Raw genomic sequence first — 15,395 nt, forward strand, 5'->3', positions numbered from 1 at the left:
CCTCTTGAGTTCCTTTAGCTACTTGATGGCTTGGTTCAGGTTGCGGTACTGGAGTTGGGGCAGGTTGTACCTCTTTCTTAGTTCCGACTGCAATAACTTGCGACACAGGATTTTGGACTACTTGGTCTTCAATGACTTCTCTAACTTCTTGACCATTGACCATCGAAACTTTGGTTACAAGGCGACGCTGACCATTGACTCCAGCTGTGACGATACGAGTCTGTCCTTCTGCTAAATTAGCATCTGGGCTTGTGATCGTTTCAAAAGGAATCTCAACCAAGCTCTCTTCCTGTCTAGACTGAGGCTTCTCAGAAACTGGTTTTTCTTCAACTGCAGGAGCAACTGGATTCTCTACTACAGGTTTTTCGATGACAGTTTCTGGAATGACAGCAGGTCTTTCTTGAACGTCTTCGTTTTTCTCGATTTCTTTTGAACTTTGCTTTTCTACTGGCAACTGAGACTGTTCAGCTGAAGCTGATCTTGATGGATGGAGTTCTGCTTCCTTGAAGTATCCAATGTACTCATAGCCATCAATATGAATAATTCCTTCAGCCAAGCCTTCATGTGTAGAGGCTGAAATAGTTTGGTTATAAGAAAGCAATTCCTTATTTTCAAATGCAAATGTCCCATAAGGTACAAAGGTGCTGGCTCCTAAAGAACCAATCAAGAGAACACCTAAAACCTCTCTACGACCTTTTTTGGACACCAAAAAGACTGCTAGCGAAGCCGTTGCCAAGCCAAGACCTGCCAAAGCTAGTTCCTTACTTCCTGTGTAAGGAAGTTGTTGACTGTTAGTTGCCTTCTTGCGATAAACTACATAAAGAATATCCTCATCTTGAAATTCTGTAGGAACTTCATGGTGAATCAGGGCTTTTTCAGACTCAGTCAATTCCTGCTCTGCCAAATAACGGTAATGAACGCTATGAGCACCACCAACTTCATTGGCCTGAACCTTATCTACTGAAAGGGGACTAGCACCAAAAAGGAAGGCCCCGATGGCTACAGGACCTACCCCAACAGTTAGCTTACGAATCGAATATTTTGTGATTTTTTCTAGTTGCTGTTTTGTTTTTCTCATTTTCACGACTTTCTAATAGAATCTTGCGGATAGTGCGCACGCGCACCTCCGATTAATTTTGGACGACTAGCCAGCGCCGTTACGTGGGCATGACCAATCTCTCTCAAAAGAGGGCGAATCGGAACCTGAACATGCTTAACATGCATGCCAATTGCAGTGTCTCCGATATCCAATCCAGCATGGGCCGTGATAAATTCAACCTCAACTGGATCCTGCATAAACTTGAAGGCTGCCAATTGACCCGAACCTCCTGCATGAAGAGTCGGAAGGACACTAACGATTTCCAGGCCAAACTGCTCTGCCACCTGACGTTCAACAACGAGGGCCCGATTGACATGTTCACAGCCTTGAACAGCTAGATGAATTCCTTTTTCCTCTAAGATGTCTAGGATGGTCTTCACAATGATTTCGCCAATTTCTTGACTGGATTCCTTGCCAATCTGACCACCTATCACTTCACTAGAAGAAAGGCCCAAAACAAAGATAGATCCTTGCTTCAAATTGGCCTTTTCTAATACATCTTTTACAATCTGGCTTGTTTCTCTCTGAATATCTTTTTCCTTCATACTTGATACCTCTTTTGTCATTATCTATCATATCGTTTTTTCTTGTTTTTAGCAAGATAGACAAACTAGAAAGCTTTCTCAATTACGCATAAAACTCCCAGAATTGACCGGGAGTTAGCTAGTTTCTATTCTATTTATGTATATTTCAACCGTCGTTCCTTTGTCGGGTGTAGAATCAATCTTCATCTGGTAATCTTCTCCAAAATGAAGTTTGAGCCGTTGGTCAACATTTTGAAGACCGACTCCCCCACGTTTGAGTTGACTTTGACTACTATCGCCAGCATCTTGGAAGCCAACTCCATCATCCTCAATACGGATGACCAATCCTGAATCCTGTTTCTGGACAGAAAGTTTAATATGGCCCTGACCTTCCTTTTCCTTAATGCCATGGTAAAGAGCATTTTCTACAAGGGGTTGTAGGACCAGCTTAGGCAAGACTAGATTATCAAAGGCAGGATTTTCCTCAATCTCGTATTCCAGTTTATCTCCATAGCGTTGTTTCTGTATAAAGAGATACTGGCGAACATGATTGATTTCATCAGACAGGCAAATCAAATCCTTGCCTTGATTAAGTGCCAAGCGGAAATAGGTTGCCAAAGACTTTGTCACCTGCACCACTCGCTGACTATCCTGAAATTCAGCCATCCAAATGATGGTGTCCAAAGTATTGTAGAGGAAATGGGGGTTAATCTGGCTCGACAAGGCTTGAAGTTCATACTGACGGGTCGCTTCTTCCTGCCTGCGCACATCTGCCATCAACTGATCAATCTGATCCAACATAGCATTGAACTGACGAGTCACTTCTCTCAATTCATATGCACCAGTTTCCTTGGCACGAAGATTCTGAGTACCAGAGGAAATTTTCAGCATGGTTTCTCTCAAATTCTTCAAAGGAGCAATCCAACGCTTGAGACTGAACCACACCAAGCAGAGACAGGCAAGAAGAGATGTGACACTAGCCCCAAGCAAGGTCCACAAGAGCTGACTCCGAACCTGGTCTAACTTTTCCAGCGAAGACACTCCTATAACCGTCCAATCAGTTCCAGCAATCTGTTCCTGACTGACGTAGGATTTGTGGTCTGGAGTATAACCCTGCCCTGTCTCAATGTAAGGTTTCATAGCCTCCATTTCGCTAGACGAGCTATAAACTGTATGTTGAGGATGGTAGACAAATTCATGGTTTTCATTGATGATAAAGGCAAAGCCCTGCTGACCCAACTGGAGTTGGTTGAGATAGGCTTCTAGAGTTTCGTAGGAAATATCCAAGCGAAGCACGCCAAGATTGGCTCCCTTTGCATCGACAAGTTCTTGAGTAACAGAAATAACCCACTGACTGTCTGATTTACGAGCTGGAGTCAAAACAGGCATGGCTCCCTGATGAATGGCCTTTTGGTACCAATCCTCAGCCATCATATCTGATGAGGTTTTCATTTGTACACTGTCATCTGTAGAAATAACCTGACCTGACTTGGTGACCAGTACCACCGTTTTCAAGTCCTGGTCTGCCTTCAAGATAGTCAAAAATAGATCTCGAATTCCCTTGACCTTGTCTTGGCTAGGATTCTCAGCATAGGCTAAGAGATCCATCTGCTGGGTCAAACTGGTCGAGGTTGTTTCTAATTTTTTTATATAAGACTGAATAAAGTGACTAGTCTGGCTGATAGTCGTTTGACTATTGCCCTCAATAGTGGCCTCAATAGCTGATGAACTCGATTGATAGTAGAAAGTCCCAACCAGAGCTAGGAGAATGAGAAAAACCAGAAAGATGGAAATAACCATTCTGACTAGTAGAGAAGAACGCTTCATCGACCTTCTCCCTTCTTAAACTGACGAGGAGTCACACCTGCAATCTGTTTAAAACGTTGGGTAAAGTAGTTCATATCTTCAAATCCAACCTTTTCAGCTATCTCATAAATCTTTAAATCTGTGGTTAGAAGTAAGAGTTTGGCTTGTTTGACACGCTCTCGTACCAGATAATCCTGAAAAGGCAAGCCCAACTCTTTCTTAATCAAAGAACTCAGATAGGTAGGACTAAAGCCCAAGTCACTGGCCAAAGACTTTAAACTAAACTGACTGTCAGCCAGATGGGACTGAATCTTCTGAGCAATATTTCCCTCAAACTTATCAGTCAATAAATCTTGTAACTGCTCTTCCTTTTCTTCCTTGTCCAACTTTTGCTTGATTTCCCCTAACATATCCTCAATATCCTGACGAGAAAAGGGCTTGAGTAGGTAGTCATCTACACCAAGTTTGACAGCAGACAAGGCATAATCAAAATCATCGTAACCTGTTAAAAAAACTAGGTGAACCTGAGGATGGGTTTCTCGGACTAGTCTAGCCAACTGGATGCCATTCAGCTGAGGCATGTTGATATCGGTTAAAATGATATCTGGCACCTGCTTTTGTATCAAGTCCCAAGCCTGCCTTCCATTTTCAGCTTGACCGATGATTTCCATATCGTAGGCCGCTACATTGACCAGCTTGGTCAAGCCTTGTCTTACCAGATATTCATCTTCTACGATTAAGATTGTGTAGGTCATGCTCTGCTCCTTTGTCACTTACTAGTATCAGTATAGCAAAATTCTCCTCTAACTGCTTAGGAAATCCCTCTTATACTCAATGAAAATCAAAAAGAAAACTAGGAAGTTAGCCGCAGTTTGCTCAAAGCACTGCTTTTAGGTTGTAGATAGAGATACTGAGCAAAAAGGCTTTTAAATTAGAAAATTTGCTTTATTTTCTCCTCAAATTGAGTTTTTGCCCAGTCTCAACCCTACCCACGGTAAAGCGACGCTGACGTGGTTTTAATTTGATTTGATTTTCGAAGAGTATTAATCGACATAATCTAGTAAATAAGCATAGCCTTTTTCTGCCATTTGGTCTTTAGGAATAAAGCGGATAGAAAGGCTATTGATACAGTAGCGTAAGCCCCCCTTGTCCTGAGGCCCATCTGTAAAGACATGACCAAGGTGAGAATCTCCAACTCGGCTCCGCACTTCCATGCGTGTCATATTGTAAGACTTGTCTTCTTTGTAGGTGGCAACATCTGGACTGATGGGTTGGGTAAAACTAGGCCAACCACAACCAGACTCAAATTTGTCCTTTGATGAGAAGAGGGGTTCGCCAGTTGCTACATCCACATAGATACCGGATTCAAATTTATCCCAGTAGCGGTTTGAAAAAGCTCGTTCTGTTTGATTTTTCTGGGTAACTGCATACTCCTCAGGTGACAAGGTCTTTTTCAATTCTTCATCGCTTGGTTTAGGATATTTGCTGGCATCGATGACGGGATAGGCAGCCTGATTGACATTGATATGACAGTAGCCATTTGGATTTTTCTTGAGATAGTCTTGGTGGTAATCCTCCGCCACTACAAAATTCTTTAAGGGCTCCTTTTCAACTGCTAGAGGTTGGTCGTATTTCTTAGCCACCTCATCAAAGACTTGGTTGATTACTTCCAAATCCTTGTCATCTGTGTAATAAACACCGGTACGATACTGGGTACCCACATCATTTCCTTGTTTATTTTTGCTGGTTGGATTGATAATGCGGAAGTAATGAAGCAGGATTTCTTTGAGGGAAATTTGTTTGGCATCATAAATAACATGGACAGTCTCTGCATGACCTGTTTGGTTAATCAATTCGTACTTGGTTGTTTCCCCTCTACCGTTCGCATAGCCTGAAACGGCATCTGTCACTCCAGACACACGTGAGAAGTATTCCTCCACTCCCCAGAAACATCCCCCAGCTAGATAAATTTCGTGCAAATCTGCATCTTTACTAATTTCTGTTTTTTTCACTGTTTTTCCTCCTTGGCTAACTGATGCTTTCTCAATTTGCGAGCTATCTGTCTGCCCTGCATTTCGCATTAATAGAAAATAGAAACCGCTTATGGCTAGGAAAAAAATCCCTGCCAAGACAAACAATTTTACTTTATCATTCATGACCTTTCTCTACCCCATTTCTTTCAATGTCTTTAAAATCATATCCTTATCCATAAAACCTGGTTGTGTTTTGACCAGTTTGCCTTCCTTGTCTATAAAGGCTTGGGTTGGGTAAGAACGGACACCATAACTTTCCAAGAGTTTACCTGATGGATCAATTAGAACTGGAATATTTTTATAATCCAAGCCCTTGTACCAATTCTTAAAGTCTGCTTCTGCTTGTTCCCCCTTATGTCCAGGAGACACCACTGTCAAGACCACATAATCATCACCAGCATCCTTAGCAATTTCATCCGTATCTGGAAGGCTGGCTAGACAGATGGAACACCAAGAGGCCCAGAATTTGAGATAGACTTTCTTACCCTTATAATCAGACAAGCGGTAGGTCTTGCCATCTACTCCTGTCAATTCAAAATCAGCAACCGCCTGACCTTTAGTCGCAGTTTGCGAACTGACTTGTTCTGTTTTTGTTTGCTCCTTCATAGTAGCTTCGTCTGACATATTTTTAGCAGAGCAGGCTGCCAAACAACAGATTGATCCGACTCCAAGGAGACATGTTTGCCATTTTTTCATTTCTTCTTCCTCTCTATTCAAATAATGTAGTCAAAATGGAAGCATTTCCCAAAAGCACCAAGATTCCCATCACGATAATGAGGAAACCACCCACTTTTTTGAGTGTTCCGAGATAAGGATGGAGTTTTCGAAAATGTTTCAAAACATAGCTGGAGGCTAGAGCTAGAACCAAAAATGGTAGCGCCAAACCCAGCGTGTAAATCAACATGAGACCAGCTCCCTGCCAAGCACCTGAACCACCTGAAGCCGCCAAGGCCAAAACAGAACCAAGAACCGGCCCCACACAAGGCGTCCAAGCAAAACTAAAGGTCAACCCCAGTAAAAATGCCTGACTATAGCCGTTATCCTTTTGCCCCTGTCTCTTTAATTGTAGCCTTCTTTCCTTGTAGAGTCCCTTCAAATGTAAGACTTCCATCTGGTGCAAGCCCAAGAGAATGATAACCGCACCCGTCACATACTGAAACCAAGAGGCATACAAAAGGTCTCCTAAAAAACCAGCACCATATCCCAGTAAGATAAAGATAAAAGAAATACCCACTATAAAGGCCAGAGTTCGCAATAAACTGACAACTGAGATTGAAAATTTGCCACTAGAAGTCTGAGAACTATCTTTGTCATCCAGTAAGACCCCTGCATAGACCGGTAACAAGGGTAAAATACAAGGAGAAAAGAAGGAAAGAATTCCAGCAATAAAAACACTGATAAAAAAGATTATATTATCCATTGCCTTCCTCCATTCTTTGATTTGATAGGACTATTATAGCTCCAAAACTCCAGAAAAAACAGGGACAATGATAGGGAAAAATAGGAATTTAATCAGGTTATTTAGAAATCTTACAAAAAAAGCCAGACACAGTCTGACTTAGATGAAAACAGAAAAGAAAATTCACTAGTCTTCCCTACTTATCTGATAATAAATAAGGTCCGCAAGATAGCCTTTTCTCTCTACACCATTGGTAATAGTCTTTTGATAGGACATTCCAGCCTTCTCCATGACACGACCTGAAGCTGGGTTGAGACTGGCATATCGAGCTCTGACATTTTGAAAACCTGCTTGAATAAAACAAAAGTCCAAGACAGCTTTTAAGGCCTCTGTCATCATACCATGACCCCAGTATTTCTTGCCTAGCACATAGCCAATTTCACAAGAAGAATCGTTCTCATCCATTTCAACGATGCTGATATCTCCTATCACTTGCTCAGGATTTTCTTTGAGACAAATAGCCCATTTGTAATAGTTGGGATTTGTATAGGAGGCAACCCAGTTACGAATCGAATTTCGAGTCACATCGACATCAGAATGGGGATCCCAAGTAACGTAGGTTAGATTCTCAGCAGACGAAGCCCAATTTTGAAACATGGCTTCTGCATCACTCTCCACAAATCTTCTTAAAATCAAACGGTCTGTCTGCAAGATTTGCGTACCGATTGCTTTCATTATGTCGCCTCACTTTCTGATGGATGATTCTCTGTACAATCTTCATTGAAACTTGTTTTGCTGTTGAATTTCAAGGTAATACGCTAAAAAGGCCCACTGGACCTCCTCGCTTACTTGTTTCCATGCTCGGGGTAAAAGGACTAAACTCAGCAACAGCTAGAAAACGAGTTTTTCATCTAATCCCTTGACGCAGTCGCTGTCTGGTTTGCAATGCGCTCTAGCAAGCTTTTTCAAACCTAGACATCGTTTCGGGGGTGAGACGACGAAATCGAACTCTGTGAGTTACCGAACCTACTCTCACTTTTTTATTTCAAGGCGAGAGGCTGAAAACCTCCACTGGAGGTTTTTACTCCCAAAAGTCATCAAATACGGTGATTGGTAGGTGGCGTTTGTGTTGGCCTTTATGCCACCAGTTTTCGATTCTTGCTTGTGCTTCTGGGCTGATTGTTTTGCCTTCTAGGTAGTCATCAATCTCTTCATAAGTGACTCCGAGGGCTACTTCGTCAGCCAGGCCTGGTTTGTCTTCTTCTAGGTCTGCCGTTGGGATTTTTTCATAGAGGGCTGGGTCTGCACCAAGTTCCTTCAAAAGTTGTTTTCCCTGGCGTTTATTGAGGCGGAAAAGGGGTAAAATATCCGCACCACCGTCACCAAACTTGGTAAAGAAACCTGTGATATTTTCCGCAGCGTGGTCTGTTCCAATGACCGCTCCGCTATGGGAACCTGCAAGGGCATATTGGGCAATCATACGGCAACGAGCCTTGATATTGCCCTTGTTGAAGTCTGAGACAGAACTGCCTGTCGCTTCAACTGCAGCTGTCATAGCATCAGCTGATTCCTTGATATTAACTACCAAGCTGACATCTGGCTGGATAAATGCTAGGGCTTTTTGAGCATCTGCTTCATCGGCTTGTACTCCGTATGGCAGACGGACAGCGATAAATTTGTAGCTGTCATCTCCTGTCTCTGCTCGCAGTTCTTCCATAGCTAATTGAGCTAAACGCCCTGCCAAGGTTGAGTCTTGTCCTCCAGAAATCCCTAGTACAAAGGTTTTAAGAAAGTGGTGTTTTTTCAGGTATCTCTTTAAGAAATCAATGGAACGACGGATTTCTTCCTGGGCATCAATCACTTGTTTGACACCCAGTTGCTGAATAATAGTCTCTTGCAAACTCATTCTTCTTCTCCTTCGCCGAGGGCTTCCTTGCGCATTTTGTCTATCAAGTCCATCTTGTCTTGCCATACATCACGCGCCAAATCCACTGGATAGTGCTGCGGATTGAGTACACGCTTGTACTCATCCCAAAGCTTGTCAAATTCCTTACGAGCATAATCCTGAATCTCAGTCAAGCTAGGTAAGTTGTAAATCAATTTCCCGTCTTTGAAGATATCCACCAAGAGAGGAACAGCGTCAAAATTACGAACGGTCTTCTTGATGTAGGTATAAGTCGGATGGAACATCTTGATTTCTGTCATGCTGGCAACATCTACGCCATCATAAGTGATATAGTCTCCTTCTGACTTGCCTTTTTCACGACTGGTAATGCGCCACACCTGCTTCTTACCTGGCGTCGACACTTTTTCCGCATTATTAGACAGCTTAATGGTATTACGCATATTACCATTTTCATCTTCGATCGCAACAATCTTATAAACCGCCCCAAGAGCTGGTTGGTCATATGCTGTAATCAGCTTAGTACCTACTCCCCAAACATCAATCTTAGCGTGTTGCATTTTGAGGTTAAGGATGGTATTTTCATCAAGGTCATTTGATGCATAAATCTTAGCATCAGTAAATCCTGCCTCGTCCAGTTGTTGACGAACTTTTTTAGAAATATAGGCAATGTCTCCAGAGTCAATACGGACACCAAGGAAATTAATCTTGTCACCAAGTTCACGCGCAACCTGAATGGCAGCTGGTACACCGATGCGAAGGGTGTCATAGGTATCCACAAGAAAGACACAATTTTTGTGGGTCGCAGCATAAGCCTTGAAAGCCTCATAGTCATTGCCATAAACCTGCACCAAAGCATGGGCATGGGTCCCCAAGACAGGAATGTCAAAGAGTTTACCAGCACGCACGTTGCTAGTTCCATTGGCACCACCAATCACCGCTGCGCGTGTTCCCCAGATGGCCGCATCCATCTCTTGAGCCCGACGTGTCCCAAACTCCATCAAAGGCTCATCTTCAATGACTGAACGAATACGAGCTGCCTTAGTCGCCACCAATGTCTGGTAATTGACGATATTCAAAAGAGCCGTTTCGACCAACTGACATTGAGCTAGAGGGCCTTCCACCTGTACAATCGGTTCATTAGCAAAGACCAAGTCCCCTTCTTGGGCAGAACGAACGGTCAACTCCAACTTGAAATTGCGGAGATAGTCCAAGAATGCCCCATGATAGCCAAGCGACTCTAAGTAGTCGATATCACTATCTGAAAAGCGCAAATCTTCAAGATACTTCACAATCCTTTCCAAACCAGCAAAAACTGCATAACCATTCTTAAAAGGCTGTTGGCGGAAATAAACCTCAAAGACCGCCTTTTTATTGTGAATCCCTTGGTCAAAGTAAACCTGCATCATGTTAATCTGGTACAAGTCCGTGTGCAATGTCAAACTATCATCTGGATACATACTTTTCCTACTTCCTTAGCTAGAAACTCATGAAAATTTTCAAGAACTTTCACATATTCCAATAAATTAGTACTATTATATCACATTTTAGCTGTATTGAGAAAAGAGCAACAAGCTATTCACCACTCTCCAGTTCATCCATATCTTGTTCAAACTTTTTCTGAGCCCATTCGCCAAAACTTAATGCAATATATAAATGTCATTTTGTAAAATTTTATTAACAAAAACTCTCTACCACCTAAATGATAGAGAGTTTCTGCTTATTCAATTTTTTCAAAACATCTACAGCATCGTAGGATTTCACATCTAATGTTGTATTGTCCTCAATATCGTCTAAAAAGATACAATTTATAGGTTATAACCTCTACTTAACTTATGTGTGAGTCTCTCTTTGTATTATACCTTCATATTCTCCTTACAAATCCTTTTGGTAATAATATCTTTGCCCAATGTAGGGATAATCTTGTAAGGTAAAGACTTCCTTGTAGCCATGCCTTTTATAAAAATCTGGAGCTTGAAACTGGTAGGTATTGACAAAAGCAAAACGACAGTTTCGATTCTTAGCTTCAGTTTCTGCTTGCTGCAATAGTCTTGAACCGATTCCTAGCCCTCTCAGTTCCTCTTTTACAAATAAATACTCGATTTCTAGCCAATTTCCGAAAGTCTCAGCTACCAAGCCTGCCAGAAGATTGCCTTTTTCATCTTCAACATAAAGATTCAATGGCTCACTCTCAGCCTCTTCTCTTTTGGAACGGTTATAAGCACGAATCAAATTCCCTATTTCTTGCGCCTTCTGGGATTCCTTATTTTCCAATCTAAAGTACATCCAAACCTCCTCGAAAACTGATACAGCTTGATTATAGCCTTATTTCAATAGACTGTCAAATTAGCAAAAACCCACCAATCTGAGTTGATGAGTTTCAAATTTAATACTATCACTGCTTATATTCTTTTAATTTATAATTCGATAAATAGGACTTCAACCCTTCTAAATCTGTCGTAGTATTAAACTGGGCTTTCTCTAGCTTATCCATATCTACACTGCCATCTTTTTTGACTCCTGCAGCATAACTATAATCTTTATAATTAGTATCTTTAGATCCATCAGATTTGGTCTCAGTGACCTTATAGAGAATACTTATAACAATTACATTTTCATAAGCACTGTTACTTGATGAAAATACTCCTAAGAATGTTCCTTGTGGTTCTAGGGTATAAGAAGATGAAGAATTATTCTTGTTTTCAGACTTACTGTGGTCATCAATTTTCTTAAGAATATCCTTTAATTCCTTAATTTCACTGACCTCTTTTAGGCCTGAAACTGGAACTTCAAAACTCTTTTCTGCAGGTACTTTCCCTTCTTTTTTCAATTTTGTCAAATAGTAGTCACGAACCACAAGTTTGATGTTATCTCCATTTTTCAAATCATTGGCATCAGAATTACCATCAATAGTGAAGATATCTTCCTCATCTTTTGTTTTAGGAATAGAAACTCGACCATAGCCATTGAAACCTTCAAAACTTAAAGGAGTTAGTTTTAAGAGTTCTTCTTTTGAAACTTTTTCATATTCCTTCAGTGTTTCAACCTTAAATGATTTCTTTTCAGCTTTAACAGGTGAGTTTTGCGAAGTCGTTGTGACTGTGAAAGTCACTTCATCCCCATTTTTTAACTCACTTTTCTTATCAAACTCGTAGCGGACACTACTAATCATAGCCTTAGCTAGAGAAGCCTTTGAGGCTAATTGTGGATTGGTTGCCAAGGCTGATAAGGCTACAGGATCATTCTGGGCAAGGGCTTGAGCTTGTTCCTTATTAAAGCCAGCCTTTTTGTAGGATAGTTCCTTAACCATAGCCGCAATCACTTCTTCATTATAGGTCAAGGTTCCTGACTCTGAATAACCTGAAAATTCAACCCTAACTTCTTTTGCTAAACTTTTAGGTTGCCCTTGATAAAAGTTATAACCTACAAAAGCAATAATAGTAAGTCCAAGAGCAATCAGTACACCAAGAGTTTCCTTACGTCGTGTCTCAATGATGTGTTTTACCTTATCCACAAATCCTAACTGACTTGGGACAGGAGCTACAGGATTGGCATGTTCACTTTCCTGCTTAACGCTTGTCTCTTGCTCCGAAACTTCTGTGTTATTTGAAGTCTCTTCGTTTACCTTATTTTCCAACTCTTCCACTTAAAATCTCCTTTGTATAACCAAAATGGAATTATTTGATCCATTTACCAGATCCATCTACACGGTAACCATCTGGTGTACGTTCGCTAACAGCCATTTTACCATCTGATTTAAGGTAATAATCTCCTACCCATTTGTTACGAGCGTAGCTTCCTTCTGATGTCAAATAGTAATATGATTTGTAGTTATTGTCATAAATCCACTCTCTCTTAGCCATCTTACCATTTGACTTGAGGTAGTAACTTCCTGACCAAGCATTACGCGCATAGCTTCCTTCTGATGTCAAGTAATAGTAAGAACCGTAGTTGCCATCATAAATCCATTCACTCTTAGCCATGTAGCCACCTGATTTGAGATAGTAGTTCCCTACCCAAGCATTTTCAACATAGTCACCAGCAGCATTCAAATAGAAATAAGACTTATATTGTGAATCATAGATCCATTTGCTGATAACCTTTTGGCCATTTTGGTAGTAAGAACGACCTACCCAACCATTCTTTCCACTTGGTTGTTCTGGAATTTTTGGATCAGATGTTGGTGTTGATGTTGGCTTTAAGTTAACTTTTTCGTATTTAACAAATTCTCCATCTTTAATGGTCAATTTAATTGCTCCAACTAAAGTAAAGTAACCTGACTCATGAGAAAGTGTCAAATCCTTAAATGAAACTAGATAGGTTCCATCTGGGTAAGGGTTCCCATTTAGAAAAGATAAATTCAACTTTGCTCTACCAACATTTTTCTTAGCTTCCCCATTTGTAACTGGATTAATAACAATGAAAGTATTTGGATTTACCACCCGTCCTGTGTTTGCTTCTAAAATTTCAACAGCCTTATACTGGCCAGTTGCAACAGTTACATCAGGACGTTCTCCAACAATTTCCAAGTATAATTTTCCATCTAGTCCCATCTGGGCAGTTACATCCGCATAAATCTTACGGTATTCTGCAGCTTCTACACTGCTTGTAGGGAGTACACTTGTTGTGATAACTCCTGCTGTTACGAGGCTCAACCCCATTACTGATCCTGTCAATACATGTTTTAGTTTCATCTTCTATTTCTCCTTTTTATTCACTAACCTTATAATAAAATTCGTTTGGATTGGACACTGTATCCACACTTTGAGTAAGTAACAAACGATCCTTGCTACTGTCAGACGCATCTTTGAAAGTGGTATCACCTACATTTATATCTGGATGCACAACTCCTTTTGGAATAAGTATAACCGACGCACCACCGCCACCACTAAATCCGATTCCAAATTTTGCCATATTATTTACAATTCTAGGTGGAGCCGGTGTTACTTCATCTCCGTTTGTAAATCCATGCTCATCAAAAGTGACTTCGCCACCCTTGTTATTCTTCCAAGTTCCTTTGATACTGCTGAAGTTTTTCTGGTAAATCTCAGCCAGATGAGCACCAGGTCCCTTGGCTTGCTCCTCTAGGTCAATAAAGGGACGACTAGCTGAAGCATCATCAAAAATCAACCAGTTCAAGCCTTCCAAATCAATCTTTTTAATCCCATCTAGCCCTTGCAGACTTGAAGGATCCTTGGTTTCTCTCAAATCATAGTTAACTGAGCTGGCTTCCTGGTAACGGCCATCTGCAAAGAAATAGGTTTTAGCAATTGCCTCCGGTCTAGGAGAATTGAAATTTAGATAAGAAATCGCACCGTTCTCATAAGGAATAAGTATACGACGTTCTCCACCTCTTCCAGCTACTCCACCAGACTTCACTAGCAGAGTTCCTTGATCAGTTAGATAATAAATTCCAAGTAAAATCTTATCTTGCTTAATCAGTAATTCCTTTTTCCCATCCTTATTGATATCATAAAAAGTATAAGCGATATCTCTTCCATCATAATCAAATAAAATGGAATTAATATAAGACTCCTCTTTATCATCTGAGGAAGACTGAGGCATTTGTTTAGCCTGTGCTGTCTTAACCCTCTCTTTATAAGATTCCAAAACATTTTGATAAGCCACATGGTAATCAATCTTTGGTTGTTCAGCTTTTTTATCTTCTGAAGCACTGGTTTGGACTGTAGCGTCAGTTGACTCTCCCCCACTCGTCTGACTAGCCTGTTGACCACAGGCTGCTAATAAAATGACTGAGCCAGCCAATAACAAGCCACTTAAAATGCTTTTTGGGGACATAATACCTCCTTTATTTCTTTTTAAAAGATTTGCCAGCCAGTATACCAGTCGGATCTGAAGTAATGGTCAACTCTCCACCTTTGATCTCATAACCTAGTTTCATTGAAGACAATTCAAAGGTCTTTTCTTTCTGGTTGACCTTCATCTCATCTGTCTGCTCTGTTTGCTGGCCCTCTGTTAGGAAACCAATCGTTTTTCCTCTGGTATGAACTTGGCCCTTGTCACCCTTGATTTGGATAGTCACGGTTACTTCTTCCATAAATGGCATGCTACCTTGATAGACATAAGTTCCATCTGCTGATGAACAGGCCACCAAAAGCAATAGGATCGTTACTAGCGATAATACAAATGCAACTTTCTTTTTCAATGTTTATCCCTCTTTTTTCTTTAAAACAATTCCTAATCCTGCCAAGAAGCCATATCCTAATAAAGCTAGTAGGCTCACTTGACTTCCAGTATTAGGTAATGCTTTTTGTCCGGCTTCTTCTTGTGTTAGAGATAGAACTGCTGGTGCTTGGTAGCTTGGTGCTGGCACTACAGGTTTCACATCTTGGTTGTCAGCTTGACCTGGCTCTTGGCCCGGTTCTTGACTTGGCTCTTTGCCTGGTTCTTGACTCGGCTCTTTTCCTGGTTCTTTGTCTGGTTCTTTGTCTGGTTCTTTGCCTGGCTCTTGACCTGGTTCTTTGCCTGGCTCTTTACCTGGTTCTTTGCCTGGCTCTTGACCTGGTTCTTTGCCTGGTTCTTTACCTGGTTCTTTGCCTGGCTCTTTGCCTGGTTCTTTACCTGGTTCTTTGCCTGGTTCTTTACCTGGTTCTTTGCCTGGCTCTTTGCC

At 41.2% G+C, this 15,395-nt stretch carries 16 protein-coding genes; all 16 read right to left on the minus strand.

What is annotated here, in order from left to right; all coding sequences use genetic code 11:
* Window positions 1–1,078: G5 domain-containing protein (locus HT718_RS07525; RefSeq protein WP_173268060.1), on the minus strand; the 1,078-nt coding region annotated here is incomplete at its 3' end.
* A gap of 2 nt (window positions 1,079–1,080) precedes the next feature.
* Complete coding sequence (locus tag HT718_RS07530; RefSeq protein ID WP_173268061.1) at window positions 1,081–1,644, minus strand: TIGR01440 family protein; 564 nt, start codon at window positions 1,642–1,644, stop codon at window positions 1,081–1,083.
* 114 nt (window positions 1,645–1,758) lie between these two features.
* A complete protein-coding gene (locus tag HT718_RS07535) occupies window positions 1,759–3,450 on the minus strand; it encodes a sensor histidine kinase (RefSeq protein WP_173268062.1) in 1,692 nt (563 codons plus the stop codon).
* On the minus strand, window positions 3,447–4,184 hold the full coding sequence (locus HT718_RS07540) for a response regulator transcription factor (protein WP_173268063.1): 738 nt from the start codon (window positions 4,182–4,184) through the stop codon (window positions 3,447–3,449). The genes HT718_RS07535 and HT718_RS07540 overlap by 4 nt, the downstream gene beginning before the upstream one ends.
* A gap of 288 nt (window positions 4,185–4,472) precedes the next feature.
* The gene (gene msrB, locus HT718_RS07545; RefSeq protein WP_173268064.1) at window positions 4,473–5,585 is read right to left on the minus strand and encodes a peptide-methionine (R)-S-oxide reductase MsrB; all 1,113 of its coding nucleotides are present in this window, start codon (window positions 5,583–5,585) and stop codon (window positions 4,473–4,475) included.
* 9 nt (window positions 5,586–5,594) lie between these two features.
* Complete coding sequence (locus tag HT718_RS07550) at window positions 5,595–6,158, minus strand: redoxin family protein (protein ID WP_173268065.1); 564 nt, start codon at window positions 6,156–6,158, stop codon at window positions 5,595–5,597.
* 13 nt (window positions 6,159–6,171) lie between these two features.
* On the minus strand, window positions 6,172–6,882 hold the full coding sequence (gene ccdA2 / locus HT718_RS07555) for a thiol-disulfide oxidoreductase-associated membrane protein CcdA2 (RefSeq protein WP_173268066.1): 711 nt from the start codon (window positions 6,880–6,882) through the stop codon (window positions 6,172–6,174).
* 165 nt (window positions 6,883–7,047) lie between these two features.
* Window positions 7,048–7,596, minus strand: a complete 549-nt coding sequence (locus tag HT718_RS07560) for a GNAT family N-acetyltransferase (protein WP_173268067.1) — start codon at window positions 7,594–7,596, stop codon at window positions 7,048–7,050.
* 346 nt (window positions 7,597–7,942) lie between these two features.
* Window positions 7,943–8,767, minus strand: a complete 825-nt coding sequence (gene nadE, locus HT718_RS07565; RefSeq protein ID WP_173268068.1) for an ammonia-dependent NAD(+) synthetase — start codon at window positions 8,765–8,767, stop codon at window positions 7,943–7,945.
* Window positions 8,764–10,224, minus strand: coding sequence for a nicotinate phosphoribosyltransferase (locus tag HT718_RS07570; protein ID WP_173268069.1), 1,461 nt, complete (start codon window positions 10,222–10,224; stop codon window positions 8,764–8,766). Before HT718_RS07570 ends, nadE begins: the two co-directional genes overlap by 4 nt.
* A 415-nt stretch (window positions 10,225–10,639) precedes the next feature.
* A complete protein-coding gene (locus tag HT718_RS07575) occupies window positions 10,640–11,050 on the minus strand; it encodes a GNAT family N-acetyltransferase (RefSeq protein WP_000273900.1) in 411 nt (136 codons plus the stop codon).
* A 109-nt stretch (window positions 11,051–11,159) separates the two neighbouring features.
* On the minus strand, window positions 11,160–12,410 hold the full coding sequence (locus HT718_RS07580) for a hypothetical protein (protein WP_173268070.1): 1,251 nt from the start codon (window positions 12,408–12,410) through the stop codon (window positions 11,160–11,162).
* Window positions 12,411–12,441: 31 nt separating this feature from the next.
* Entirely contained in the window at window positions 12,442–13,458 is a 1,017-nt protein-coding gene (locus HT718_RS07585; RefSeq protein ID WP_173268071.1) for a cell wall-binding protein, read from the minus strand.
* 16 nt (window positions 13,459–13,474) lie between these two features.
* Window positions 13,475–14,563: a DUF6287 domain-containing protein gene (locus HT718_RS07590; protein WP_173268072.1), complete on the minus strand. Its 1,089-nt coding sequence runs from the start codon at window positions 14,561–14,563 to the stop codon at window positions 13,475–13,477.
* 10 nt (window positions 14,564–14,573) lie between these two features.
* Window positions 14,574–14,930: a hypothetical protein gene (locus HT718_RS07595; RefSeq protein WP_173268073.1), complete on the minus strand. Its 357-nt coding sequence runs from the start codon at window positions 14,928–14,930 to the stop codon at window positions 14,574–14,576.
* A gap of 3 nt (window positions 14,931–14,933) precedes the next feature.
* The coding region (locus HT718_RS09750; RefSeq protein WP_173268074.1) for an LPXTG cell wall anchor domain-containing protein at window positions 14,934–15,395 on the minus strand (462 nt) is incomplete at its 5' end.

The organism is Streptococcus sp. 714 (assembly GCF_013277115.1).
Taxonomy (GTDB): Bacteria; Bacillota; Bacilli; order Lactobacillales; family Streptococcaceae; genus Streptococcus.

Coding starts and splice junctions, on each gene's coding strand:
- HT718_RS07530 (WP_173268061.1), bottom strand. CDS start 1,644: ATGAAGGAAAAAGATATTCAGAGAGAAACAAGCCAGATTGTAAAAGAT.
- HT718_RS07535 (WP_173268062.1), bottom strand. CDS start 3,450: ATGAAGCGTTCTTCTCTACTAGTCAGAATGGTTATTTCCATCTTTCTG.
- HT718_RS07540 (WP_173268063.1), bottom strand. CDS start 4,184: ATGACCTACACAATCTTAATCGTAGAAGATGAATATCTGGTAAGACAA.
- msrB (WP_173268064.1), bottom strand. CDS start 5,585: ATGAATGATAAAGTAAAATTGTTTGTCTTGGCAGGGATTTTTTTCCTA.
- HT718_RS07550 (WP_173268065.1), bottom strand. CDS start 6,158: ATGAAAAAATGGCAAACATGTCTCCTTGGAGTCGGATCAATCTGTTGT.
- ccdA2 (WP_173268066.1), bottom strand. CDS start 6,882: ATGGATAATATAATCTTTTTTATCAGTGTTTTTATTGCTGGAATTCTT.
- HT718_RS07560 (WP_173268067.1), bottom strand. CDS start 7,596: ATGAAAGCAATCGGTACGCAAATCTTGCAGACAGACCGTTTGATTTTA.
- nadE (WP_173268068.1), bottom strand. CDS start 8,767: ATGAGTTTGCAAGAGACTATTATTCAGCAACTGGGTGTCAAACAAGTG.
- HT718_RS07570 (WP_173268069.1), bottom strand. CDS start 10,224: ATGTATCCAGATGATAGTTTGACATTGCACACGGACTTGTACCAGATT.
- HT718_RS07575 (WP_000273900.1), bottom strand. CDS start 11,050: ATGTACTTTAGATTGGAAAATAAGGAATCCCAGAAGGCGCAAGAAATA.
- HT718_RS07585 (WP_173268071.1), bottom strand. CDS start 13,458: ATGAAACTAAAACATGTATTGACAGGATCAGTAATGGGGTTGAGCCTC.
- HT718_RS07590 (WP_173268072.1), bottom strand. CDS start 14,563: ATGTCCCCAAAAAGCATTTTAAGTGGCTTGTTATTGGCTGGCTCAGTC.